Here is a 24,459-nt window from a genome sequence, read left to right as displayed (position 1 = left end):
GGGCTTCATGCTTAGATGCTTTCAGCACTTATCCCGTCCGCACGTAGCTACCCAGCTATGCCTTTGGCAAGACAACTGGTACACCAGCGGTGCGTCCATCCCGGTCCTCTCGTACTAAGGACAGCTCCTCTCAAATTTCCTGCGCCCGCGACGGATAGGGACCGAACTGTCTCACGACGTTCTGAACCCAGCTCGCGTACCGCTTTAATGGGCGAACAGCCCAACCCTTGGGACCGACTACAGCCCCAGGATGCGATGAGCCGACATCGAGGTGCCAAACCTCCCCGTCGATGTGGACTCTTGGGGGAGATAAGCCTGTTATCCCCGGGGTAGCTTTTATCCGTTGAGCGATGGCCCTTCCATGCGGAACCACCGGATCACTAAGCCCGACTTTCGTCCCTGCTCGACTTGTAGGTCTCGCAGTCAAGCTCCCTTGTGCCTTTACACTCTACGAATGATTTCCAACCATTCTGAGGGAACCTTTGGGCGCCTCCGTTACTCTTTAGGAGGCGACCGCCCCAGTCAAACTGCCCACCTGACACTGTCTCCCACCCCGATGAGGGGCGCGGGTTAGAATTTCAATACAGCCAGGGTAGTATCCCACCAACGCCTCCACCGAAGCTGGCGCTCCGGCTTCTCAGGCTCCTACCTATCCTGTACAAGCTGTACCAAAATTCAATATCAGGCTGCAGTAAAGCTCCACGGGGTCTTTCCGTCCTGTCGCGGGTAACCTGCATCTTCACAGGTACTATAATTTCACCGAGTCTCTCGTTGAGACAGTGCCCAGATCGTTACACCTTTCGTGCGGGTCGGAACTTACCCGACAAGGAATTTCGCTACCTTAGGACCGTTATAGTTACGGCCGCCGTTTACTGGGGCTTCGGTTCAAAGCTTCGCTTGCGCTAACCTCTCCCCTTAACCTTCCAGCACCGGGCAGGTGTCAGCCCCTATACTTCGCCTTGCGGCTTCGCAGAGACCTGTGTTTTTGCTAAACAGTCGCCTGGGCCTATTCACTGCGGCTTTTCTGGGCTATTCACCCTAAAAAGCACCCCTTCTCCCGAAGTTACGGGGTCATTTTGCCGAGTTCCTTAACGAGAGTTCTCTCGCACACCTTAGGATTCTCTCCTCGCCTACCTGTGTCGGTTTGCGGTACGGGCACCTTACATCTCACTAGAGGCTTTTCTTGGCAGCGTGGAATCAGGAACTTCGGTACTATATTTCCCTCGCCATCACAGCTCCGCCTTAATGGAAACGGGATTTGCCTCGTTTCCGGCCTAACTGCTTGGACGCGCATATCCAACAGCGCGCTTACCCTATCCTTCTGCGTCCCCCCATCGTTCAAACGATGTATAGGTGGTACAGGAATATCAACCTGTTGTCCATCGCCTACGCCTTTCGGCCTCGGCTTAGGTCCCGACTAACCCTGAGCGGACGAGCCTTCCTCAGGAAACCTTAGGCATTCGGTGGAAGGGATTCTCACCCTTCTTTCGCTACTCATACCGGCATTCTCACTTCTAAGCGCTCCACCAGTCCTTCCGGTCTGACTTCAACGCCCTTAGAACGCTCTCCTACCATCGACACCAATGGTGTCAATCCACAGCTTCGGTGATACGTTTAGCCCCGGTACATTTTCGGCGCGGAGTCACTCGACCAGTGAGCTATTACGCACTCTTTAAATGGTGGCTGCTTCTAAGCCAACATCCTGGTTGTCTAAGCAACTCCACATCCTTTTCCACTTAACGTATACTTTGGGACCTTAGCTGGTGGTCTGGGCTGTTTCCCTTTCGACTACGGATCTTATCACTCGCAGTCTGACTCCCAAGAATAAGTATTTGGCATTCGGAGTTTGACTGAATTCGGTAACCCGTTGGGGGCCCCTAGTCCAATCAGTGCTCTACCTCCAATACTCTCATCTTGAGGCTAGCCCTAAAGCTATTTCGGAGAGAACCAGCTATCTCCAGGTTCGATTGGAATTTCTCCGCTACCCACACCTCATCCCCGCACTTTTCAACGTGCGTGGGTTCGGGCCTCCATTCAGTGTTACCTGAACTTCACCCTGGACATGGGTAGATCACCTGGTTTCGGGTCTACGACCTCATACTCATTCGCCCTATTCAGACTCGCTTTCGCTGCGGCTCCGTCTCATCAACTTAACCTCGCATGAAATCGTAACTCGCCGGTTCATTCTACAAAAGGCACGCCATTACCCATTAACGGGCTTTGACTACTTGTAGGCACACGGTTTCAGGATCTATTTCACTCCCCTTCCGGGGTGCTTTTCACCTTTCCCTCACGGTACTGGTTCACTATCGGTCACTAGGGAGTATTTAGCCTTGGGAGATGGTCCTCCCTGCTTCCGACGGGATTTCTCGTGTCCCGCCGTACTCAGGATCCACTCAGGAGGGAACGAAGTTTCAACTACAGGGTTTTTACCTTCTTCGACGGACCTTTCCAGATCGCTTCATTTACCCCGTTCCTTTGTAACTCCATGTTGAGTGTCCTACAACCCCAAGAGGCAAGCCTCTTGGTTTGGGCTAATTCCGTTTCGCTCGCCGCTACTCAGGAAATCGCGTTTGCTTTCTCTTCCTCCGGGTACTTAGATGTTTCAGTTCCCCGGGTCTGCCTTCAGTACCCTATGTATTCAGGTAAAGATACTGTTCCATTACGAACAGTGGGTTTCCCCATTCGGAAATCTCCGGATCAAAGCTTACTTACAGCTCCCCGAAGCATATCGGTGTTAGTCCCGTCCTTCATCGGCTCCTAGTGCCAAGGCATCCACCGTGCGCCCTTTCTAACTTAACCGTTAAAAAAGATCTTACAGATGCTTTGAAAAAAATTAATTGCCTTCTATCTATTATCTAGTTTTCAAGGAACAAAGCAGAAAGGATTTTCATCACATCGTGATGCATCTCTTTCCTATTTGAATGAATTACTCATTCAAAACTGAACAAAACAAAAGCGCTCTCGTAATTATCCTTAGAAAGGAGGTGATCCAGCCGCACCTTCCGATACGGCTACCTTGTTACGACTTCACCCCAATCATCTGTCCCACCTTAGGCGGCTGGCTCCATGAAGGTTACCTCACCGACTTCGGGTGTTACAAACTCTCGTGGTGTGACGGGCGGTGTGTACAAGGCCCGGGAACGTATTCACCGCGGCATGCTGATCCGCGATTACTAGCGATTCCGGCTTCATGCAGGCGAGTTGCAGCCTGCAATCCGAACTGAGAATGGCTTTATGGGATTCGCTTACCTTCGCAGGTTTGCAGCCCTTTGTACCATCCATTGTAGCACGTGTGTAGCCCAGGTCATAAGGGGCATGATGATTTGACGTCATCCCCACCTTCCTCCGGTTTGTCACCGGCAGTCACCTTAGAGTGCCCAACTGAATGCTGGCAACTAAGATCAAGGGTTGCGCTCGTTGCGGGACTTAACCCAACATCTCACGACACGAGCTGACGACAACCATGCACCACCTGTCACTCTGTCCCCCGAAGGGGAAAGCCCTATCTCTAGGGTTATCAGAGGATGTCAAGACCTGGTAAGGTTCTTCGCGTTGCTTCGAATTAAACCACATGCTCCACCGCTTGTGCGGGCCCCCGTCAATTCCTTTGAGTTTCAGCCTTGCGGCCGTACTCCCCAGGCGGAGTGCTTAATGCGTTAGCTGCAGCACTAAAGGGCGGAAACCCTCTAACACTTAGCACTCATCGTTTACGGCGTGGACTACCAGGGTATCTAATCCTGTTTGCTCCCCACGCTTTCGCGCCTCAGTGTCAGTTACAGACCAGAAAGTCGCCTTCGCCACTGGTGTTCCTCCAAATCTCTACGCATTTCACCGCTACACTTGGAATTCCACTTTCCTCTTCTGCACTCAAGTCCCCCAGTTTCCAATGACCCTCCACGGTTGAGCCGTGGGCTTTCACATCAGACTTAAGGAACCACCTGCGCGCGCTTTACGCCCAATAATTCCGGACAACGCTTGCCACCTACGTATTACCGCGGCTGCTGGCACGTAGTTAGCCGTGGCTTTCTGGTTAGGTACCGTCAAGGTACCAGCAGTTACTCTGGTACTTGTTCTTCCCTAACAACAGAACTTTACGACCCGAAGGCCTTCTTCGTTCACGCGGCGTTGCTCCGTCAGACTTTCGTCCATTGCGGAAGATTCCCTACTGCTGCCTCCCGTAGGAGTCTGGGCCGTGTCTCAGTCCCAGTGTGGCCGATCACCCTCTCAGGTCGGCTACGCATCGTCGCCTTGGTGAGCCATTACCTCACCAACTAGCTAATGCGCCGCGGGCCCATCTATAAGTGACAGCGTAAACCGTCTTTCCATCTTCTCTCATGCGAGAAAAGAACGTATCCGGTATTAGCTCCGGTTTCCCGAAGTTATCCCAGTCTTATAGGCAGGTTGCCCACGTGTTACTCACCCGTCCGCCGCTAATCTCAGGGAGCAAGCTCCCGTCGATTCGCTCGACTTGCATGTATTAGGCACGCCGCCAGCGTTCGTCCTGAGCCAGGATCAAACTCTCCGAAGAAATGTTTGACTTGCTCATTTGCTTTTTTGATAGTGTGTGCTCACTTAAAATTTAACGTTGGCGCTTTGTTTTGTTCAGTTTTCAAAGAGCATTTTCACATTCGTTCTTTCGAACGGCTGTTTATTCATCATAACATCTTATTGATTAGTTGTCAACTTCTGCGAAGTTTTTAACTTATTTTAAATCACTGTGTTTTTCAGCGACCATTTCATCTTATCATTTTCATAAAAAGAAGTCAACAGTTATTTCTTTCAGCAATCTGCCGAAAGTGATGAAGTTTTTCGTTTGTCTTAGTTGGTGCTTATTTATATTAATCCCATTTCACTTTAAAGTCAACGCCTTTTTTTCTATTTCTTATATTTATATCTTGCACCGGTTATTAGCTTCTTCATTTTATCAACAAATACAAGACAGTACTTATATAGTAGAAAGAATGGCAACGATACATGGAATAGGTCTAATAAGTATCTTTATATCCTTTTTTTAATGCTTCATAATGATAATGAAATTCGGAATATAACCAAGTTGACTTCACATTTTTCCGTATGCTATTATATAACCAAGTAAAATAATCGGAATAGTTAATTTTATTTATGAACTTTCTTTCAATAAAACTTAGCTAAATTAAAGGAGATGGGATTATGACAGCAGCAATGGTAATACCAGGTGCGGAATCTTTTTTCTTACCCGGCAATTCTATCGGCATTCTTATTTGCCATGGTTTTAACGGAACGCCACAAAGTGTAAGGTATTTAGGTGAAAAATTCGCCGCCAAAGGCTTTACTGTCTTCGCTCCTCGACTGGCGGGCCACGGAACGGATGAATATGAAATGGAAACGAGTCATTATCAGGAATGGATACAAGATGTTGAAATGGCTTATGCAAAATTAAAGCGAACATGCACCCATGTATTCGCCATCGGACAATCAATGGGAGGCGCCCTTGTTCTCGATTTAGCGACAAAAGTGGCTTGTGATGGAATTCTCACCATCAATGCCGCTCTCCAAGTTCCTGAATATGAAAAATATCGTAACCAATCGGTTCCGCGCTTCGTTCCTGAAGGCAAGCCTGACATAAAAGACGATACAACTAAAGAAATCACATATGACCAAGTTCCGGCAAAAGCGATTAATCAATTGCTCGATATAATGGAACATACTAGTCAAAAACTAGTAGACGTTTCTTGCCCAATACTAATCTTTCATTCTCCAGAAGATCACGTTGTACCAGACTCTTGCTCCTATCAGATTTACGATGCTGTCATGTCCGGTGATAAGGAGATGGCGCCCCTTGAAAATTCATATCATGTGGCCTCGTTGGATCATGACAAAGATCATATCATCGATCGGTCATATCAGTTCATCCAAAGGTTAAGCAAAAGGGCAATAATCGCTTCTTAAACTCCTTTCTCATATAAATCAGGTTTACCCATACACTTCATGGGTATATATAGCATATAAAGAAAAAGGAGGTAACATGATGAGCGGTTTATCAGACAAAGTAAAAAGTGTTGTAAATAAAGTTAAAGGTGAAACGAAAGACCAAGTCGGAAACGCGAAAAATGATCCTCACTTACAAGCAGAAGGTAAAGTCGATAAATTAAAAGGCAATCTCCAAGATGGCATTAGTAAATTGAAAGATGACCGTTAATTGCAAATAGCCGAATACAGGATTCACACTCTTAACGAACATTCTCATTTCATATAAAAGTGCCCCCCCTTTTTATAGAGAAGAGGCGGCAGATAATCTGCCGCCTCTTCCTTCTTCAATTTGCTTGAATAACAACAACACACATATCATCAGGTTGATCTTGCTGCATTTCCGGGGGCATCAAAAAATCGATAGGGGGAGATTCTTTACAATCAAACCATCTCGTCGAGACCGCTTCTTTTATTTGGTCGAGTCCTTCCGTCCCTTCTCGATCTATCGCTTCCATGACTCCATCCGTAAATAGCATCAGCTGAATCTTCTCTTCATAATGAATGACGGATTTCTCTATTTTCATTTCCGAGAAGAACCCAACAGGACATGTCCCTTTTGAAAGTGAGGCCACTTTCCCATCGTCCATTAAAGCAAATCCCGGAGGATGTCCGGCATTTACATATTCCACTGTCTTTTGCTCTGTATCAATGATCATATAAATCGCGGTAAAATAATAATGCACTTGATTATCTTCTTTATTAAGGGTACTCATCCAGTGATTCATTTCGTTTATTACTGCCACTGGATCTGTATGTGTCCTGATGGCATCCCTCAATACGGAGGAAATGAACATGCACACAAGTGAGGCGGATATGCCATGCCCCATCATATCCAACAGGATGATCCCATACCTATTTTCATCGATGCGGTGCCAGTAGTACATATCCCCTGCTAATTTATTCGCAGGTAAGTATGATGCCCTTATAGTTAAGTGGTCATTTATAATGGGTTCACTTAATAAGCTGCTTTGAACCTGCATGGAAAGATCCAATTCATTGCGGATTTTTTCATCCTGCATTTTATGCCAATCTTTTTCATATTTAAGTCTTAACCCTACGCGAATCCTCGCAAGTAAATCTATTTTATTGATAGGCTTCATTATATAATCGATTCCACCAACATCAAGTGCCTCGGCGACCTTATTTGAATCTTCAAGGGCGGTCACAAAAATGACGGGTATATCTCTAAGGTGAGGAATACTTTGAAGTCTCCTGCACGCTTCTATCCCATCGATCTCCGGCATCATGATATCAAGCAGAATGATATCAACTGAAGTCTCTTTAGGTTGCGGACTATCCATCTGTAAATATTCAAACATCTCAACAGCTGAAGTTAATGATAGAAAATCCGTATAGCCAGCTCGTTTTAGAATTTTCTCTATAACGAAAAGGTTAACCTGGTTATCATCTACGATTAAAATCGTCATTCTTTCATTCCCCTTTTGGCTTATATCGAGCGGCAACATTTATCTTCATTATATGGATCGGTACTTTCTAAAACTCCCTTAAATATTATAACGAAGTTCTGTCTCATTTGATAATGATAAACCATGGCAGCGATTCTGGATGGAGACCAACTCATTATATATACCCCTTCTTCCGGCACCTTAAACATAGAAATGCAAAAAAAAGTGAAAATAATGCACTAAATCAAAAAGAAAGAGTCCGCTTATATGCGGACTCTTTCTTTTTACAATTTCCGATAAATTCGTTCCTTTGAGTCAAAGTCCTCATAATCTTCCGAAAAGGATGATGTATGAAGCGTCTCCTTACTGCCAACCGCAAGGAAGCCATCTTTGCAAAGACTGTCATAAAACAACTGATTAACATAGGTCTGTAATTCACCGGTAAAGTAAATCATCACATTCCGGCACATGATGATATGAAACTCATTGAACGAACCATCAGTAACTAAATTATGCTGGAAAAACACAATGTTTTTAAGGAGATCCGAATGAAGATACGCATTTTGATAATCGGTTGTATAATACTCCGAAAATTCCTGGTTACCTCCAGCTTGCAAGTAGTTTTTCGTATAAGACTGCATTCTATTTAAAGGTAATATCCCTTTTTCCGCATGACGGATAACTTCATCATTCATATCAGTGGCATAAATCCTTGCCTTATCATAAAGTCCTTCTTCCTTGAGGATGATAGCCATGGAAAAGGCTTCTTCACCGGTCGAACAACCCGCATGCCAAATTCTGATTTCAGGAAGTTTTTTCAGGAGCGGTACAATATTCAAACGAAAGGCTTTAAAGAACTCCGGATCGCGAAACATTTCAGTGACATTTATTGAAAAATCTCTCAAAAGCTTCTCGACATACCCTTTTTCATATAAAACCATTTCTATCATTCCGCTAATCCTGCGAATATGGTCCAGTCTCATTCTATTTTCAACTCTTCTTTTTATTGAAGAACGCATATATTTACGAAAGTCAAAGCCAGAAACCGAATAAATGGCCTCTAATAATAATTCGATTTCCAAATCTTCTCTTTCTTCAATCGTTAAAGTATCCTTCATGCAAAACCTTCCTTACCCGTACGTACTATCAATCAATTAGTCAGCCATACTCTTAGGACGGATAGCAGCTGATCCAATTTCAATGGCTTGCTGACATAATCGGAAGCGCCGGCCTTAAGGCATTTTTCCCTATCGCCTTTCATCGCTTTCGCAGTTAGCGCGATGATTGGAAGATCCTCGAACTTACTTTGCTCGCGAATTCTTGTCATCGTTTCGTAACCGTCCATGCCTGGCATCATGATATCCATCAATATAACATCTATATCGTTTCCTTTTTCAAGGAGTTCCAAACATTCGTAGCCGTTTTCAGCTGTAAGGATTTCCATCCCCTCATGCTTCAGCGCATTTTTCAGCGCAAATATATTACGGTGATCATCATCGACGACCAGTACTGTTTTATTGCAGAATGGTTTGGCCTTATCCCGATCTTCTTCATCCATTATAACTACATCCGATTCTCCTTCACCGCCAAAAGGCGCTGCAGTATCATCGTGGTTAGCTGCTGCCACTTCCGGAGAAGCAGCTATTGCTTCACCGACATTTTTGAAGCCCTCTGGCATGCTTGGAATAAAGAAAGTAAAGGTACTGCCTTGCCCTTCTTCACTATCTACAATGACCCAGCCTCCCAGAAGTTTGGCAAACTCCCGGCAAATCGATAGCCCTAGGCCCGTACCGCCATATTTCCTCATAGTAGCTCCGTCACCTTGCTGGAACGCTTCAAAGATAAGTTTTTGCTTCTCTTTTGATATTCCGATGCCCGTATCCGTCACCTTAATTTCAACCCAATTGCTAGCTCCTTTTGTCTGTATCCATTGTGCTACATTTTCTTCATCAGCTTTTTGGATTTGGACGGACACAGAACCTTTTTCCGTGAATTTAAATGCATTGGATAATAGGTTTTTCAAAATTTGCTGGAAGCGCTGTTCATCCGTAAAGAAAATATCCGGAACGTTTTTACTTTTTTCTATTATAAAGTCAATGTTCTTTTTCTTCGCTACATGGTCGAAGTTACGGTGCAATAACTCAGGAAGTTCACTCAAATTCATTTCGTCAAAGACAACTTCAAGCTTTCCGACTTCAACTTTTGATAAATCCAAAATGTCATTGATCAACGTTAATAAATCTTGGCCCGATGAATTAATGACACGAGCGAATTCCTGTTGCTCTTCATTTAATTTACTATCATTTGGATCTGAAAGCATTTCTGATAAAATCAGAATACTATTGAGCGGCGTCCGCAATTCATGGGACATATTTGCCATGAACTCAGATTTATATTTTGAACTTAACTTTAATTCTTCCGCTTGTTTTTCAAGATTTTGTTTTGCGACTTGAAGCTCTTTCGATTTTTCTTCAGTTTCACGATTTCTCTCTTCTAATTGTTCATTGATCATTCGCAACTCTTCAGCCTGGGTTTGCAGTTCCTCCGATTGGGCTTGCATTTCCTCTGACTGTGACTGCAATTCTTCCGATTGAGCCTGTAACTCTTCGGTCTGTGCTTGTGATTCTTTCAATAAACGCTCTATTTCCATCCGGCCCTCTACATTATTAATCGTGATTCCTAGAGTATCAAGAACCTGGTTAAGGAAAGATTTTTGCAACTTCGTAAAAGTCTCCAAACTTGCCAGTTCAACCATCGCCACAACTTCATCCTTAAAAACGACTGGCGCAATGACAATGCTTTTCGGGTTAACTTCCCCCAATCCTGTCGTAACCAATTGAAAATCTTCAGGGATATCATCAATGACTTTGGATTTCTTTTCAAGGGCGCATTGTCCGATCAACCCTTCGCCAAGACGGAATTCACGTCTGCCTGAGTCTTCGCCATCTCCAGCAAAGCTGGCAAGCTTTACAAAACGCATATCCACACCCTCACCCCGTTTGACGTAAAAAGCTCCAATTGAAGCTCCCATCATCGGTGCAAGCCTTGTAATGAACCGGTCAGCCAGAACTTCCACATCAACAATGCGCTGATACATGGTAGCTATATCTGCAACACGGGTCTGGATCCAGTTCTGTTCACTGATCTTTTCGGTGAAATCTTTCTCTTTTCGATTATAGTCTTCAAGCGATTCCGCCATATCATTGAACGATCTCGCTATATCACCAATTTCATCAGTAGTCCGAACCGGAACTCTTGGTATGACCGATAAATTTTTATAATCGATATTTTCGATGACCTTCGTAATCGATTGCAGATCTTTCGATGTACTGCGAATCATCCAAACAACTGTTACGGAAATAACCAAAATGCTGAGAATAACAGCAAAAATTACAAAACCGATCATATCTTCATAGGTTTGTTTCGAATTACTTAATGTATCTTTCATGACACCTTCTTGATAATCCTTAAAGTCGTCCATCGTACTGATGACTTTCGTTCGTTTTTCCCTCTGGTCATCCATCAGGCTTGTTAGACTCGAAGAGTCTCCCGACTTTATCTTTTGGATGATCTCAGCCTCCGTTATGGAGTAAGAAGCATATTGAGTCTCGAACTCTTTCAATAATTGCTTTGCTTTCGCCTTATTTAACGAACCTGATAACCCAGCAATTTTAGACTCAATCAAACTATGATTCTCATTGATGATTTCGAGGCTCTCTGCTCTTTCTTCTTTGTTTGCATCATTAGCTGCAAACAGGATCTCACGGTCCGACCTGGAAAAAAGCTGACGGATTTCCATCGAATCTTGAACTTTTTCATAGCGATTTTCAACTATTTCAGTCATGCTGCTCTTTAAATTGTTAAGCGTAACCATCATGAAAGAAAGTAAAATAGCCAAGAAAAGCAAGATTAAACCAAATCCCACCATTTGCTTCTTCTTAAAACCCATTTTCCCGCCCACCTTCGATACTTATTTATACCAGCCATAAATAAACGGCATTGCAAAATAAATCTTAAAACTATCATTAGTGTTACGTTTATTCTTTGAAACCTTAAAATGATATATAGATAGATTCATTGCTCCAAGTCAATTTTAACATTTCCCAAGCTGAAATGGTTACCTTCAGTGTAATTTTTAAGGAATTCCTTTTCCAATTAAGTAACAGTCTGCCTTGACCATTGCCATAAACACCAAATAGACTTGTTCGCACCTAATAAAAGCCGAAAGTTTCCACTTTCGGCTCTTGTTGTGATCCTGTTTATTTTATCTTCTTCACTTCAACATATAAAACATGGTGGCCGTCCATTTCCTTTACAGTAAATTCATATCCGGCGTATTCGATTTTATCCCCGACAGCAATCTCAAATCTGCCTGTCAGGAACCATCCTCCCAATGTATCGATATCTTCCTCCGGCAAATCGATTGCAAGGGTATCATTGACGTCTTCAACCAGTGTTTTAGCGTCGAATACATAATGCCCTTCATCAATCTTTTGAATGAGCGGACGTTCATCCTGGTCAAATTCATCACGGATTTCCCCAACGATTTCTTCAAGGATGTCTTCAACCGTAACAAGACCGGCCGTTCCGCCATATTCATCAGTCAAAACTGCCATATGGATCCGTTCCTTCTGCATTTTCAGCAGCAAATCATGAATGGCGATCGTTTCAAGAACACGGATGATGGGTGTCACAAAGGAATCCACCGTCAAAGCTGTAACATTATCTTCTGTAATCGTCGCTGTATAAAGTCGCTTGATATTGACCATTCCCACGACGTTATCTTTATCACCGTCTATGACCGGATACCTTGTGTATTGTTCTTCTTGAATAAGTTCAACAACTTCCAATAATGGCATGCCTTTTTCGATAACGGTCATTTCCGTACGCGGAACCATGATTTCATTGGCAATACGCTCATCAAATTCAAATATCTGATTTACATATTTGTATTCCGATTGGTTGATCTCACCGCTTTTATAGCTTTCCGATAAAATGATGCGCAGTTCTTCTTCAGAATGGGCCATTTCTGACTCAGATGCTGGCTTTAATCCGAACATGCCTGTCAGAAGGCGCGCAGAACCATTCAGTAACCAAATGAATGGGTATAAAATGCGGTAGAAGAGAATTAACGGCTTTGAAAAAAGCAAGGTTACCTCTTCAGCCTTTTGAATCGCAACCGTTTTAGGTGCCAATTCACCGACTACAACATGAAGGAATGTTACTGAACCGAACGCGATCAGGAACGAGATGATGTGACTTACGGATTCCTCTAATCCCCATTTGGTGAACAATGGTTTCAAGATCGCCTCGACCGTCGGTTCACCCAACACCCCCAAACCTAAGGCCGTTACCGTAATACCCAATTGACAGGCAGATAAGTACTCATCGATATGGGATGTCACTTTCTTGGCTGCGATGGCATTTCTATGCCCTTCCTCAATCAATTGATTGATTCGGGAACTTCTGACTTTCACGATTGCAAATTCCGATGCAACGAAAAATGCGGTTAATGCTATTAATACAGCTACTGCTAATAATTTTATAAAAATCTCCAATATGTGCGGGTTCGCCATATAGTGTCAATCCTTCTGACCTTCGGATTAACATGTACGGCTTAATCCCAAGCACCTCCTGTATAAATGGTTATTTTCGTTTCAAAAGCGATTTTTGCCTTATTACATGAACCAAAACCATTTAGCCTATATCGTTAATATGCACCTTCGTGCATAAAACTATAGAGATAAATTTTAATCATACCAGCAACAATAGTAATGATTGGATCAAGGCCATGCTTTCACTGGATATCTGTTTTTTTAGATGATGCTCACTTTTTCCATCCTTTTCAATCAAGGTGATGAACTCCTGAAGTTCCTCGTTCAGGCCATCCATTTTATTCTTGAGTTGAAGACCTTTTTCCTCAATTGCTGATGTGTCTTCATTATCCTTTTTAAGTAGTTCTTTAATATCTTCCAATGAAAGGTTTTCTCTTTTGTATCCTTCGATACGGCGGAGCCTTTCAAGTTCGCCGACTGAATAATAACGGTAATTAGAGGCGGAACGTTCTGCTTTAAGCAAGCCTAGGTTCGTATAATAATCTACGGTTCGTTTCGTAACGTTCGCCATTTCCGCCAACTCGCCAATTTTTAAAGTCTCGTTCCCAACATAACCCCTCCTAACCGTCACGTGATGGTTTAACAAACTGAAAGCAGGTCATTTCCTCCATGACGTTTTATTCCATAATCGTACATTATTTTATTTGAATTGAAAAATATTTATTACCCTCTTTTTACCCTTCAATGGAAAAACAAAAACCGATTAATTGAATAATCGGTTTAATTTTATCATTTAATCCACGGATTTATTTTTTTGTTTTAACTGAGAATTGATTGCTCAATATCTTAGGACCGCATTGGCATAGGGAAGAATGCTTTAGCCTTTTTATTGGTGTTCCGCATGTTTCACAAACTTTTGCTACCATTTATACTGTCCTCCTCACTTTAATTGCTTGTTGTATTATTATAACACTTTTATAATGATAATCAATACTAGATTAAAATAATTATAAATAAGGTGAGATTTTTGTTTTATTTTATTAGCTTTCCACTTCACAAGTGATTAAAACAAAGATAAAATATTATAAAACACATAAGGAAGGTTGGTATTAATATGGCAAGTGAAATCCGTTCCATTCCCCGTCCCTTAGTACGAACGAATCAATGGGTCATTTTGTTAAGCGTAGCCACCGCCTTATTTACGGGACAAATATGGATATTAGTGATTCCTTTAACAGCAGGGCTTTTGGGTCTTCTCTTTAATTTCAATCCAGTGATGCGTCTCGCCAAGCTCTTCCTGAAAAAGAAACCCTCCGATTATATTCCTGAAGATCATTCACAGCAACAATTCAACCAGGCAATAGCAGTCGTTTGCTTAGGACTTGGATTCACTTCTTTCTTGCTCGGTTGGAACGTTACCGGTTATATATTCACCTTGATGGTCGGGATGGCTTCTCTCATAGCCATTCTTGGATTCTGCATCGGCTGCTTCATCCTTTATCACTGGAAGCAATATTCCTATCGCCGATCTATTCGCTAATCCCACACATAAAATGGGACTGACATTTGTCAGTCCCATTTTATTATTCGGTTGCACGTAAGGAATTACTCTTTTTGACCCAAATGGTGGCCAATGCAATCAGCAATAATAATACACCTTGCGGCACCAGCGTTTCCATTGTTGGATAAAGACCCATCGTTTCTACAAATGGGAAGGAGCTGATCGTATTTGTCTGAATCACTTGAGAAACCTGAAGTGAGTGGATGGAGACTCCAAGAATCTTGAAAGCCAAGGCATATATGAGTATCGTTGCCACTTTAAAGAATAGGGTCATCGGTAATTTCACACTGTACCGCAGCATGATGAAACCAATTACCACTAAAATGAGGAAGGCCAGGAAAATCCCGCTCAGCAGCTGCTTTAAATCCATATAAGGAGCCATTCCAGCATAAAAGATAATCGTCTCGGCACCTTCACGGAATATCGATAGAAAACTGATTAAAGCGAAAGAGATGATGCTTCCCGTCGCAATGGCTTGGTTCATTCGCTTGCCGATATACCGGTTCCAGGCATGGATATTCGATTTACCATGAAGCCAAAGACCAATTGTCAACATCATCAATACTGCTATTATCCCAGTGATTCCCTCAATATATTCCCGGCTTGAAGCAGCCGTGATCTGAGAGAAAACGATATTGATTATGACCGCCAATATGGAACTGGCAACTAAACCCGCACCAACCCCTGTCCAAATCCATTTTTGTTTGTCCGCTTGCCCGATTTTCTTAAGGAAAGACAATAATGTAGCTACAATCAAGAGTGCTTCCAGCCCTTCCCGTAAAAGGATCAGAGCGGCATCCCATGTTGTATAGCCCGTATCATCAATTAAAGGGAGTAACCTTGTGTTTAAATCGGATACGATTCCCTTTGCTTCATCCGCCTTTACATTTTTCGATTGCAATAGGCTGATTGCGGTCGGGACTTTCGTTTCCATATCACTGTAAAGCTTGCTGTCCCTTGTGGAAACCTCCCCTTCTACATTAGGCCAAATTGTTAAGATTTCATTTAGCTTATCAACGGCAGAATCGATTTCATCCTTTTCAATATCCGTTGCACTTCCTTGTAAAAGTTGTGTTACATCCCCAAGTGAATAGGTGTTCTTCTGGCTTCCTTCTTCAACTTTACCCGCAAGGAAATTCTCGATTAGACCCTTCAATTCAGTTAGACTTTTTTGGGCTTTTTCCGGATCAGGTGGGTCTTGGGTAATCGCTATCCGCACAAAGGCCATTTTCGTTTCAAACTCACCATATGTAGCAACACTTTTCTCCCTGACAATGACCTCTGCATCGGTCCATTGATTCAAAAGATTGGTATATTGAACTTTAGCTTGATCAAAGTCACCTTCAGTTATCAAAGCCTCCAACTTATCTATTAATGGAAGTATCGCTTGTAACCGTTCTTTATAGTCAGTCTTGTCAACAGGGTTTTCGTTTGTATCATAAATAACAAGAGTACTTGATAATGCCGATAATCGCTTTTTGATTTCATCTGTGGAGGCTTGGTCGCTCACAGCACTTTTTACAGCGGATAGTTTCTCGTCGACTTTCCTCGCACTCTCGCTGTCCGTTTTTATCGTTTTCCAATCTTGCTCGAATAGAGCGATATTTTTCGATACTTCCTCAAGGTCGCCTGATTTTACCTTCATTAAACTATCGCCAATATAAACAAAGAGCTGATCATGGTTTTCACCCGCCGAAACCATCTTTATATCAGTCGAAAGAAATAAAAGACTGACGACTAAAACCAATATCCCACTCTTCCATCTAGAAACGGTCATAGTGGTCCCTCCTTTTTCATGAACTAAAATCGCCAACTGGATAATATCCATGCTGGCGATTTTCACGTCCTCATTTGCAATTATACTTATCCAAAAAGGGAATCCCCGATATAGCCACCCTTTTTCACACCTGGTAAACAAGCGAACATGGCACTGCCCCTGTGAACGATATATTCGTTGAGCTTATCATTTTTCGCCAGTCGCTCTTGTATGGGTATGAATTGTTTACTTGGGTTTCGCTGAAAACAAATGAATAGCAAGCCTGCATTGAAGCTCCCTGTTTTAGGATCCATTCCATCTGCATATGAATAGGGACGCCGCAATATCTTTGCTTTTCCGTCCCCCCTGGAGAGACTCACATGTGAATCTTCTGGAATGATCCGATTTCCATTTGGGTCTTTAGCTTCGAGATCAACGGTATCGAACTCACTTTTCATTCCTAGTGGAGCTCCACTGTCGCGATGACGGCCAAATGTATTTTCTTGTTCTTTCAATATAGTCCGGTCCCAAACTTCAATGTACATCTGGATTCGGCGCACCACCATATAACTGCCTCCAACAAGCCAGTCAGGACCGTCCTCACCCTTCACCCAAACATGCTCATTCATTTCATTATCATCATTCGTATCCGGATTGACCGTCCCATCCTTAAACCCGAATAAGTTTCGAGGTGTCGTTTTTTGTGAATCGGCTTGCTTAGTCCGTTGAAAACCTGTTTGTGCCCAATGAATGATCGTTTTTCCTCTGCCGATCCTCACTAAGTTCCGGACGGCATGGAAAGCCACTTGAAGATCATCCGCACATGCTTGAATACAAATATCCCCACCGCTCCATTCTTCTTCTAAAGCATCTAAAGGGAATTTGGGCAGGTCCTTTAATTCAGCAGGCCTTTTTGATTTCAAACCAAATCGATCTTTACCATCCTTCGAAAACAGGGTCGGACCCACTCCAAAAGTGATCGTTAAATTGGAAGGTGATAATTCTTTCGCTTCACCCGTATCCTTTGGGGGCATATTCGTATTAAGTGATGCTTCACCAATCAAATTCCCCGCTGTCATCTGAGCCGCAGCCTCTGTCCAATCCTTAAATAACTGGATTAAGTCTGATCTTTTATCCGTGGTTACTTCCAATGATGCGAAGTAAAGGTTATCTTGCGCTTCAGTGGTGATACCAGCTTGATGCGCTCCATAAAAAGGAACAATATCCTTAGTTTGCCCCTTCGCCTTTTGTTCAGAAAGTGTCAGCAGCCCGCCAAACCCGGATGCCCCTATCACGACTCCGATTCCACCGACCCCTGCCGTTTTCAACATATTTCGACGACTCACCTTTTTTGTAAAAAGTCCGGTTTCATCTTTCGGCGTATGTTCTTTCAATTAAGATTCCTCCGTTACAATTCCTATTTGTGAAAGTGGTTCAGCTAATGCATCAATTGCTTGACTTAACTCTTTGACTTCAGATTCCTTTAAATCCGTATATGAGATGTATCCATTCCCTTCCTTATGCTTTTCAAGCAAGCCGTATACATCGTCAAAACGTTTTTGGATTTCCTCAGCAAGCTTCTCATCCTTTTCTTTTAGAGCTGGAGTAAGCAGTTCATAGATCTTCTCTGCACCTTCAACATTTGCCACGAAATCATATAAATCGGTATGGGAGTATCGGTCCTCTTCTCCTGTCACTTTACTCGTGGAAACTTCATTCAATAGATCCACCGCACCCGTGATCAACAAATCGGGTGTTACCTCAACCGTTTCAACTTTGGCACGAAGCAAATTGACATCACTCATTAATTGCTCTGCATACTTTTCGTATCCTTTCGTTGTATTTTCTTTCCATAATCCCATTTCAATCCTATGGTAACCGCCCCATTCTTCATCTTTGACATCCCCTTCACGCGCATCGATTTTGGGATCAAGATCGCCAAAAACTTCAGCGATGGGTTCCGCTCTCTCATAATGCATCCGTGCTGGTGCGTATAATTCCTTCGCCTTTTCAATATCACCGGCAGATACGGCCGTAGTGAATTCTTCCGTTGCGTTTACGAACTCTTCTATTTCACCAATGGCATATTCCCGGTACTCGCTAGATACACCATCTAGCTTACTCGCACCCACTTCTTTGGCCTTATCATCTGCCGGTTCAGTTCCTTCCTGTTTCTGCGCACAGCCAAATAATAGACTGGTTGATAGTAAGACTGCTAATGACGCCTTTGCTTTCTTCATATTGAATTCTCCCTTTGAAATGATTTGTAGATTCATATTAGCAGATAATGAAATTCATTATCAATATATATTTTAATGGAAACATAACATTGTGCATTCTCTTCCAAAATATTCAGCTCTACCCCTTTTCCTTTCGGATGATAAGCCACGCTAAAAATAAAAAAGGCAGCCTATATATCAGCTACCTTTCACGCTCACTCATTAACTTGTCATTTTCTTTGTCCATGATTTTTGTGATATCCTCAATAAATTTATTGATTAACATTAGCTCTTGCTCATTATAAGCCGAACATAACTCCTTGGTTGCCATTGAGAGCGATTGATAGTGCGATTTAATCTGTTCCTGCCTTTCGGGTATCGGTGCAATCATTACCCTTCTTCCATCCAATTGATCTCGTTCTCTTTTAACATAACCGGATCTCTCAAGGCGATTGATCAGTGCCGTAACCGATCCCGTGCTCAATCCTGTAATTTTGGATAATTCACCGGCGGTAATCGGTCCTGTTTCATTCAATATTTCAGCACTCTTCAAGTCCGTATGGGAAACCCCTATTTTCTGGGCCATGTTTTGTTGAAATAAAACGGACCTCATTCCATACCGCTGCAATCTGTGTGTTAAACTCTCTAACAGAGCTGCATTCAACCCATTATCGCTTGACATAAAATGCCACCCCTTTTACACTTAAATTTATCTTGATTTTCAAGATAAATATTTTGTTTCATCTTAACGTTTACCCTTCAACCATGTAAAGGAAATTCATTAGCTGGTTGATTTGAAGGAGGAAAATAAATGAACAATCAAAAAAAACAAAAGTTCATTGTTGCCGGTTTACTATTGGGTATCTTGATGTCAGCAATGGATAATACGATTGTTGCGACTGCAATGGGAACGATCGTTTCTGATTTAGGCGGGTTCGATAAGTTTGTATGGGTGACATCTGCCTATATGGTCGCAACTATGGCAAGTATGCCGATTTTCGGTAAGCTTTCCGACATGTATGGAAGAAAGCGGTTTTTTATTTTTGGACTTATAGTCTTTTTGGTCGGTTCCGCATTATGCGGCATGGCTCAGAGCATCGTGCAGTTAAGTATCTTCCGTGCAATCCAGGGGATAGGCGGAGGCGCTTTGATGCCTATAGCCTTTACGATCATTTTTGATATTTTCCCACCTGAAAAACGCGGGAAATTAACTGGCCTTTTCGGCGCTGTATTTGGGGCCTCAAGTGTATTGGGACCGCTTTTAGGTGCTTATATTACTGAATACTCCAGCTGGCACTGGATTTTCTACGTCAATGTTCCGATTGGGGTCATTTCTTTATTTTTCATCTGGAATTATTACAAGGAGTCACCCAACAACCAAGAGCAAAAAATTGATTGGGGTGGCGCAGCAACTCTCGTCATTGCTGTTATCAGCTTAATGTTCGCTCTCGAACTGGGCGGGGAGTATGGCTGGAGTTCCTCTCCTATCATAGGTCTGTTTGCCAGTTTTGTGGTTTTCTTCGTTTCATTTTTCTTTTTCGAAAAAAGAGCCAAAGATCCAATCATTTCATTATGGCTGTTTAAAAGGCGATTATTTGCCACTTCTCAGATTTTAGCCATTCTTTATGGCGGTACATTCATTATTTTAACCGTCTATATCCCGATTTTCGTTCAGGCAGTCTATGGTGGTTCCGCAACAAATGCCGGATTGATCCTAACTCCCATGATGCTTGGTTCTGTAATCGGCAGTGCAGTTGGCGGGATATTCAATACAAAAACAAGCTTTCGCAACTTAATGACGATTTCCGTCATCTGTTATTTTGCAGGAATGCTTCTATTAGGGACCATCACCCCTGATACCAGCAGGACTTTATTAACCATGTACATGATTCTGACTGGATTTGGAATGGGCTTTTCCTTCTCGCTTTTGCCTATTGCGTCCATTCACAACTTGGAACCTAGGTTCAGGGGGTCGGCCAACTCCACAAACTCATTCCTCCGTTCTTTTGGGATGACACTCGGTGTAACGATTTATGGAGCGATTCAGACTAATGTATTCACCAGTAAAATGACGGATGCGTTTAAAGGAATGCAAGGAGGTCCGGATACAGCCGGATTGATGGATGACCCACGTGAGCTCTTCCAATCGGATGCACGTGCCGAGATTCCGGACTTTATCCTGGATAAAATCGTTCATGCGATGTCCGATTCGATTTCATTGATATTCACCTTGGCCCTCATTCCGATCGGTCTTGCTGCAGTCACTGTGTTCTTCATGGGAAAAACAAGAGTGGAAACACCTTCAAAAAAGGAATCATTGCAATAAACAAAAAGCGCTGCACTTGCAGCGCTTTTTTTCCGAAAAACCTTTCTACTACTATTGAAATACCTTGCAGCGGAACTAGAGGTGTTCAAATCCTCCGGCTACTTGGTCCGCTTGATCAATGTTGATGGCATCCACTTCACTTCAGAACGGTACCAGCAAATCACCCTGGCCATATTCAGTGATTTGCAAAAGCATATGGAAGAGGATATGCTTCCGCAGCCATAAAACGGTAAAAAGGCAAAGCATGGCGCTTTGCCTTTTTTGACCTTACAGACTTTTCACTTCCACGTTTTCCGGAAGCTTGAAAGGATTTTCGGTGTTGATCCGGTCATAAAACATCATCCCGTTTAAATGATCTAACTCATGCTGAAAAACGATTGCAGCAAAGCCCTTCAGCCGCATCTCTATTTCCTCGCCATTACCATCCACCGCTTTAATTTTAACCCGTTCATAACGCGGTACATAACCTTTAATATCACGGTCGACAGAAAGGCAGCCTTCACTTTGCGGTAAATAGATCATTGTGGCCGAATGACTGATGATTTTCGGATTTACAAGGGCATATTCAAACAGCTTCCCCTTTTCGTCGGGAAAATACATGACGAACATGCGTTTATTCAAGCCTATCTGATTTGCAGACAACCCAACTCCTTCACGCAAGTTGAACTTCTTTTGGAGTTTTGGATCCTGACTATTTTTCAGGTATTGCATCATGCATTCCAATGTTTCACGATCTTCATCCGAAATTGGCAGGCTAACTTCATCCGTCACCTGACGCAGAATGGGATCCCCTTCTTTAACGATATCCTTCATCGTAATCATATAGTCTTTTATAAATTTACTCATAGAACTTCACACTCTTCTACCATTTTATTTTTTCATGACTTAGACCATTTCACTTTAGCATTTAGCTTTTAAAAAGTCTAATATGCTGGTTAGATTAAATATTTCTTAATTCCGGACTCTTTAAACTTCCATAATAAATATTATTTCTCCCATTTCACATTATTTACCTTTAATTTAAGGTATAAAGACCTATAGATTACATGTTTAAAAATTTTATACTGGATATATACTCATAAAGGAGATGAAAAATTGAACTCGAACTCTAAATTAGTTTCGAAATTGCTGCCGTTCCTTACGGCTCTCATTGTGATAATTGCTGGAGTCAGTTGGTATGTTGTTACTCAGTCAAAGGATATGGTCATTCCCTTTTCTTCGGTGGAAAAGACGATTAAAGCCCAAAATGGAGCCCTAGTCACCATTGAAGAAAAAAGAAATGGCACTCTTCACATCTCCACGCCAGATGGAGAATATGTTTCCAATATTCCTCCCAACAGTCAAATGATCAATAAACTTGTCGAAACTTATAACGTTCAATATTCTTTTTCATCAACTAATAAATCTGCATTATGGATTTTAGGCGGATTAATGGCGGCTCTCGTCACAACCGGTGTCATAATACAGAAGAAATCAAAGAACGGATTGCGGATCGGCAGTAAAAAACAAAGCCTTTCCACCCCAAAGCCCCTGCCAGAGATAACTTTGGATGATGTAGGCGGTTTGCAATCCGAAATCAAACAGGAAATCCTACAGACACTCACTACACTGAAGGAACCTGAACGTTCAGCTAAAATTGGAATTAAGCCGCCTCAAGGCATTTTATTATATGGCCCCCCTGGAACGGGGAAAACGCTGCTTGCACAGGCAATTGCAAAAGAGCTTGGTGCAAACTTCTTCTCAACGAGCGGTTCAGCCTTCAACGAAATGTTTGTTGGAGTCGGTGCAGCCCGTGTCCGCAGCCTTTTCCAAAATGCACGTAAGCAATCGCCAGCTGTCATTTTCATCGATGAAGTAGACGCGTTGGCTGGTAAAAGGAAAGCTCATGGCGGGGAAGAAGGCGAAAAAACGTTAACTGAACTGCTTGTGCAATTGGATGGAGGCCATCCAAATGAAGGCATTTTATTCATTGCAGCGACCAACCGGAAAGATATGCTCGATGAGGCATTTCTACGTCCGGGCAGGATCGATTTTTCTTTCCAAGTTCCACTTCCAGATACACAAGGAAGAAAGGAAATCATCGATATCCATACGAAGGGAAAGCGTCTAGCGACAGATGTCCTGGCTTCCCTGGATGAGTTGGCTGAAAGTACATCCGGTTTCTCCGGCGCTGACTTAAGCTCCCTGTTCGATACTGCCTCACGTCATGCCCTGAGGAATGAACAGGACATGATTCGTAAGCAGGACCTTGATTACGCCATTGACCGTACGATACTTGGAGCGACATCACGTACCTTGAATGACACGGATACGAAGCGGCGCGTGGCCATTCATGAAAGTGGACATGCCCTGATTGCAGCTTTGACAAAGCCCGGTTCCGTCCGAAAGGCGACCATCATTCCGCGTGGGGAAGCCCTTGGATATGTAGCGCCAATACCAAAAGAACTCCATCTGGCAACAGCCAGTGAATTGCTTGATCAAGTCAAAATGATCTTAGCAGGTGGCGTGGCGGAAAGAATGTATCTAGGAGAACATAGCATCGGTGTAGGCGGAGATGTACAACAGGCGAAGCACCTGCTTGAACAAATGGTCGATACCGGAATGCTTCAAGATGGATTTACCCTCACCTTTAATAAAGGTGAGAAGGAGCAAAAGATGCAGGAATTATTCACAAAAGCGATTTCTGAAACGGAAATGTTGATTGAGTCGAATCGCTTACAATATGAAGAGCTCGTTGAAGAGTTATTGAAAAAAGAGACACTTGAGGGATCGGAAGTTCAGCGTATCGTTGATGCTTCAGAAATAACCGGCATATGCTCGAATGCTTAAGACTCTTTTCCGCTGAGTCTTAAAGTGCCTAATATAATTTTTAGAGCCTGTTTCCAATCAACAGGCTCTTTTTTTTTATCATATATGGCCGCAATAATGATTGCAGGAAATTAACCAGATGGAAATTCCCCATCCTAATCAACACGATATGTTCCTTTCCGATTTTTCCTCCCTTGTTGCTGCAATCCAAAGAACAATATTTGCTATTTGCCTTTCTTGGTTTGTACTTCTTCCCGTAACACTCCGGAAACATTGACCAGCGTCTCTATATCAAGTTCCTTCCATGGATTTACTGGGAAAGACCTATTCCTTACATGGCACATTTCTCTTCAACGCAAAACGTAAGGCCCTGTTAATCAAAGGTGGCAAAACTGAAAGATGCCCTTCCCCTTCAAACTCCTTGAATTGAACATTCACTCTGCCATCCTTCATGGATAAACGTTTTGATAATTCCAAAGCATTTTCGTTCATGCCGCTTTTATGGGTGCCTTCCAGCTCCCCCACGCCAAGCAATAGGTATCCGCACCGCAATAACGTAAATAAACTAACGAAAGAAGATAAAGAAACGATTGAATGGGCCATGGATATCACAAAAACCCTTTCATTTCGAAACCGGGAGATCGCAAACTTTCCGGTGGTTAAAGACAAAAAGTTTGGCTGGCAATGGCTTTAGCACAGAAAACGGAGATTTTATTACTGGATGAACCGACCACATACCTTGATATGGCCCCGCGAGTTTCTTGAGCGGAAATCAACATCCAAATTGTACAAGCCATAAAAAAACTGCAGGCAAAC

The 24,459-nt window shown here is 42.9% G+C and carries 17 protein-coding genes, 2 rRNA genes and 1 pseudogene (1 of these 20 cut by a window edge); 7 read left to right on the top strand and 13 right to left on the bottom strand.

The genetic code is table 11. The annotated features are described in order from the left end of the window. Both QNH43_RS01345 and QNH43_RS01340 read right to left on the bottom strand, forming a co-directional pair. Positions 1–2,802, bottom strand: a 23S ribosomal RNA gene (locus tag QNH43_RS01345) (it extends 130 nt beyond the left edge of the window). Between the two features lie 178 nt (positions 2,803–2,980). Then, positions 2,981–4,531: ribosomal RNA gene (locus QNH43_RS01340) — 16S ribosomal RNA — on the bottom strand. The 16S and 23S rRNA genes sit together here, the layout of an rRNA operon. Positions 4,532–5,172: 641 nt before the next feature. Between QNH43_RS01340 and QNH43_RS01335 the strand changes: the two genes are divergently transcribed. Next, positions 5,173–5,931, top strand: coding sequence for an alpha/beta hydrolase (locus QNH43_RS01335; RefSeq protein ID WP_076372552.1), 759 nt, complete (start codon positions 5,173–5,175; stop codon positions 5,929–5,931). Positions 5,932–6,010: 79 nt separating this feature from the next. Further along, positions 6,011–6,181, top strand: a complete 171-nt coding sequence (locus tag QNH43_RS01330) for a CsbD family protein (RefSeq protein WP_283916547.1) — start codon at positions 6,011–6,013, stop codon at positions 6,179–6,181. A 115-nt stretch (positions 6,182–6,296) separates the two neighbouring features. Here QNH43_RS01330 and QNH43_RS01325 read toward each other — a convergent pair whose 3' ends face one another. From QNH43_RS01325 to QNH43_RS01305, 5 genes are all read right to left on the bottom strand, one after another. After that, positions 6,297–7,439 carry a PP2C family protein-serine/threonine phosphatase gene (locus tag QNH43_RS01325; protein ID WP_283916546.1) on the bottom strand — a complete coding sequence of 381 codons (1,143 nt, stop codon included), beginning with the start codon at positions 7,437–7,439 and terminating at the stop codon, positions 6,297–6,299. 263 nt (positions 7,440–7,702) lie between these two features. Then, positions 7,703–8,536, bottom strand: a complete 834-nt coding sequence (locus QNH43_RS01320) for a CheR family methyltransferase (RefSeq protein ID WP_283916545.1) — start codon at positions 8,534–8,536, stop codon at positions 7,703–7,705. A 32-nt stretch (positions 8,537–8,568) separates the two neighbouring features. Next, positions 8,569–11,367: a response regulator gene (locus tag QNH43_RS01315; protein WP_283916544.1), complete on the bottom strand. Its 2,799-nt coding sequence runs from the start codon at positions 11,365–11,367 to the stop codon at positions 8,569–8,571. Positions 11,368–11,677: 310 nt separating this feature from the next. Beyond that, the gene (locus QNH43_RS01310; RefSeq protein WP_283918264.1) at positions 11,678–12,976 is read right to left on the bottom strand and encodes a hemolysin family protein; all 1,299 of its coding nucleotides are present in this window, start codon (positions 12,974–12,976) and stop codon (positions 11,678–11,680) included. A 196-nt stretch (positions 12,977–13,172) separates the two neighbouring features. Further along, positions 13,173–13,604 (bottom strand): MerR family transcriptional regulator, encoded by a 432-nt coding sequence (locus QNH43_RS01305; RefSeq protein WP_283916543.1) that lies wholly within the window; start codon positions 13,602–13,604, stop codon positions 13,173–13,175. Between the two features lie 483 nt (positions 13,605–14,087). On the opposite strand from QNH43_RS01305, the gene QNH43_RS01300 reads away from it, so the two are divergent. Then, positions 14,088–14,513: a DUF4395 domain-containing protein gene (locus tag QNH43_RS01300; protein ID WP_283916542.1), complete on the top strand. Its 426-nt coding sequence runs from the start codon at positions 14,088–14,090 to the stop codon at positions 14,511–14,513. A gap of 43 nt (positions 14,514–14,556) precedes the next feature. On the opposite strand, the gene QNH43_RS01295 is transcribed toward QNH43_RS01300, so the two are convergent. From QNH43_RS01295 to QNH43_RS01280, 4 genes are all read right to left on the bottom strand, one after another. Then, on the bottom strand, positions 14,557–16,311 hold the full coding sequence (locus tag QNH43_RS01295; protein WP_283916541.1) for an FTR1 family protein: 1,755 nt from the start codon (positions 16,309–16,311) through the stop codon (positions 14,557–14,559). Between the two features lie 86 nt (positions 16,312–16,397). Beyond that, positions 16,398–17,684 carry an iron uptake transporter deferrochelatase/peroxidase subunit gene (efeB, locus tag QNH43_RS01290; RefSeq protein ID WP_283916540.1) on the bottom strand — a complete coding sequence of 429 codons (1,287 nt, stop codon included), beginning with the start codon at positions 17,682–17,684 and terminating at the stop codon, positions 16,398–16,400. Then, the gene (efeO, locus tag QNH43_RS01285) at positions 17,685–18,530 is read right to left on the bottom strand and encodes an iron uptake system protein EfeO (RefSeq protein ID WP_283916539.1); all 846 of its coding nucleotides are present in this window, start codon (positions 18,528–18,530) and stop codon (positions 17,685–17,687) included. A gap of 181 nt (positions 18,531–18,711) precedes the next feature. Beyond that, positions 18,712–19,191 (bottom strand): MarR family winged helix-turn-helix transcriptional regulator, encoded by a 480-nt coding sequence (locus QNH43_RS01280; protein ID WP_283916538.1) that lies wholly within the window; start codon positions 19,189–19,191, stop codon positions 18,712–18,714. A 129-nt stretch (positions 19,192–19,320) separates the two neighbouring features. On the opposite strand from QNH43_RS01280, the gene QNH43_RS01275 reads away from it, so the two are divergent. Both QNH43_RS01275 and QNH43_RS01270 read left to right on the top strand, forming a co-directional pair. Then, positions 19,321–20,835, top strand: coding sequence for an MDR family MFS transporter (locus tag QNH43_RS01275; protein ID WP_283916537.1), 1,515 nt, complete (start codon positions 19,321–19,323; stop codon positions 20,833–20,835). Between the two features lie 81 nt (positions 20,836–20,916). Continuing rightward, the gene (locus QNH43_RS01270; RefSeq protein ID WP_283916536.1) at positions 20,917–21,060 is read left to right on the top strand and encodes a hypothetical protein; all 144 of its coding nucleotides are present in this window, start codon (positions 20,917–20,919) and stop codon (positions 21,058–21,060) included. Positions 21,061–21,102: 42 nt separating this feature from the next. On the opposite strand, the gene def is transcribed toward QNH43_RS01270, so the two are convergent. Continuing rightward, positions 21,103–21,681, bottom strand: coding sequence for a peptide deformylase (gene def, locus QNH43_RS01265; protein WP_283916535.1), 579 nt, complete (start codon positions 21,679–21,681; stop codon positions 21,103–21,105). Positions 21,682–21,930: 249 nt separating this feature from the next. Between def and QNH43_RS01260 the strand changes: the two genes are divergently transcribed. After that, on the top strand, positions 21,931–23,664 hold the full coding sequence (locus tag QNH43_RS01260) for an AAA family ATPase (RefSeq protein ID WP_283916534.1): 1,734 nt from the start codon (positions 21,931–21,933) through the stop codon (positions 23,662–23,664). Between the two features lie 303 nt (positions 23,665–23,967). Here the strand turns inward: QNH43_RS01260 and QNH43_RS01255 are convergent, their stop codons facing one another. Then, positions 23,968–24,246, bottom strand: coding sequence for an alpha/beta hydrolase (locus tag QNH43_RS01255; RefSeq protein WP_283918467.1), 279 nt, complete (start codon positions 24,244–24,246; stop codon positions 23,968–23,970). On the opposite strand from QNH43_RS01255, the pseudogene QNH43_RS01250 reads away from it, so the two are divergent. After that, positions 24,179–24,393: pseudogene (locus tag QNH43_RS01250) on the top strand (ATP-binding cassette domain-containing protein); the annotation flags it as partial. The gene QNH43_RS01255 and the pseudogene QNH43_RS01250 overlap by 68 nt on opposite strands. Positions 24,394–24,459: the final 66 nt, after the last annotated feature.

This window comes from Peribacillus simplex, assembly GCF_030123325.1.
Classification (GTDB): domain Bacteria; phylum Bacillota; class Bacilli; order Bacillales; family DSM-1321; genus Peribacillus; species Peribacillus simplex_D.
The sequence above is the reverse complement of the archived record's forward strand: the minus strand, read 5'-3'. Positions and strand labels throughout refer to the sequence as shown.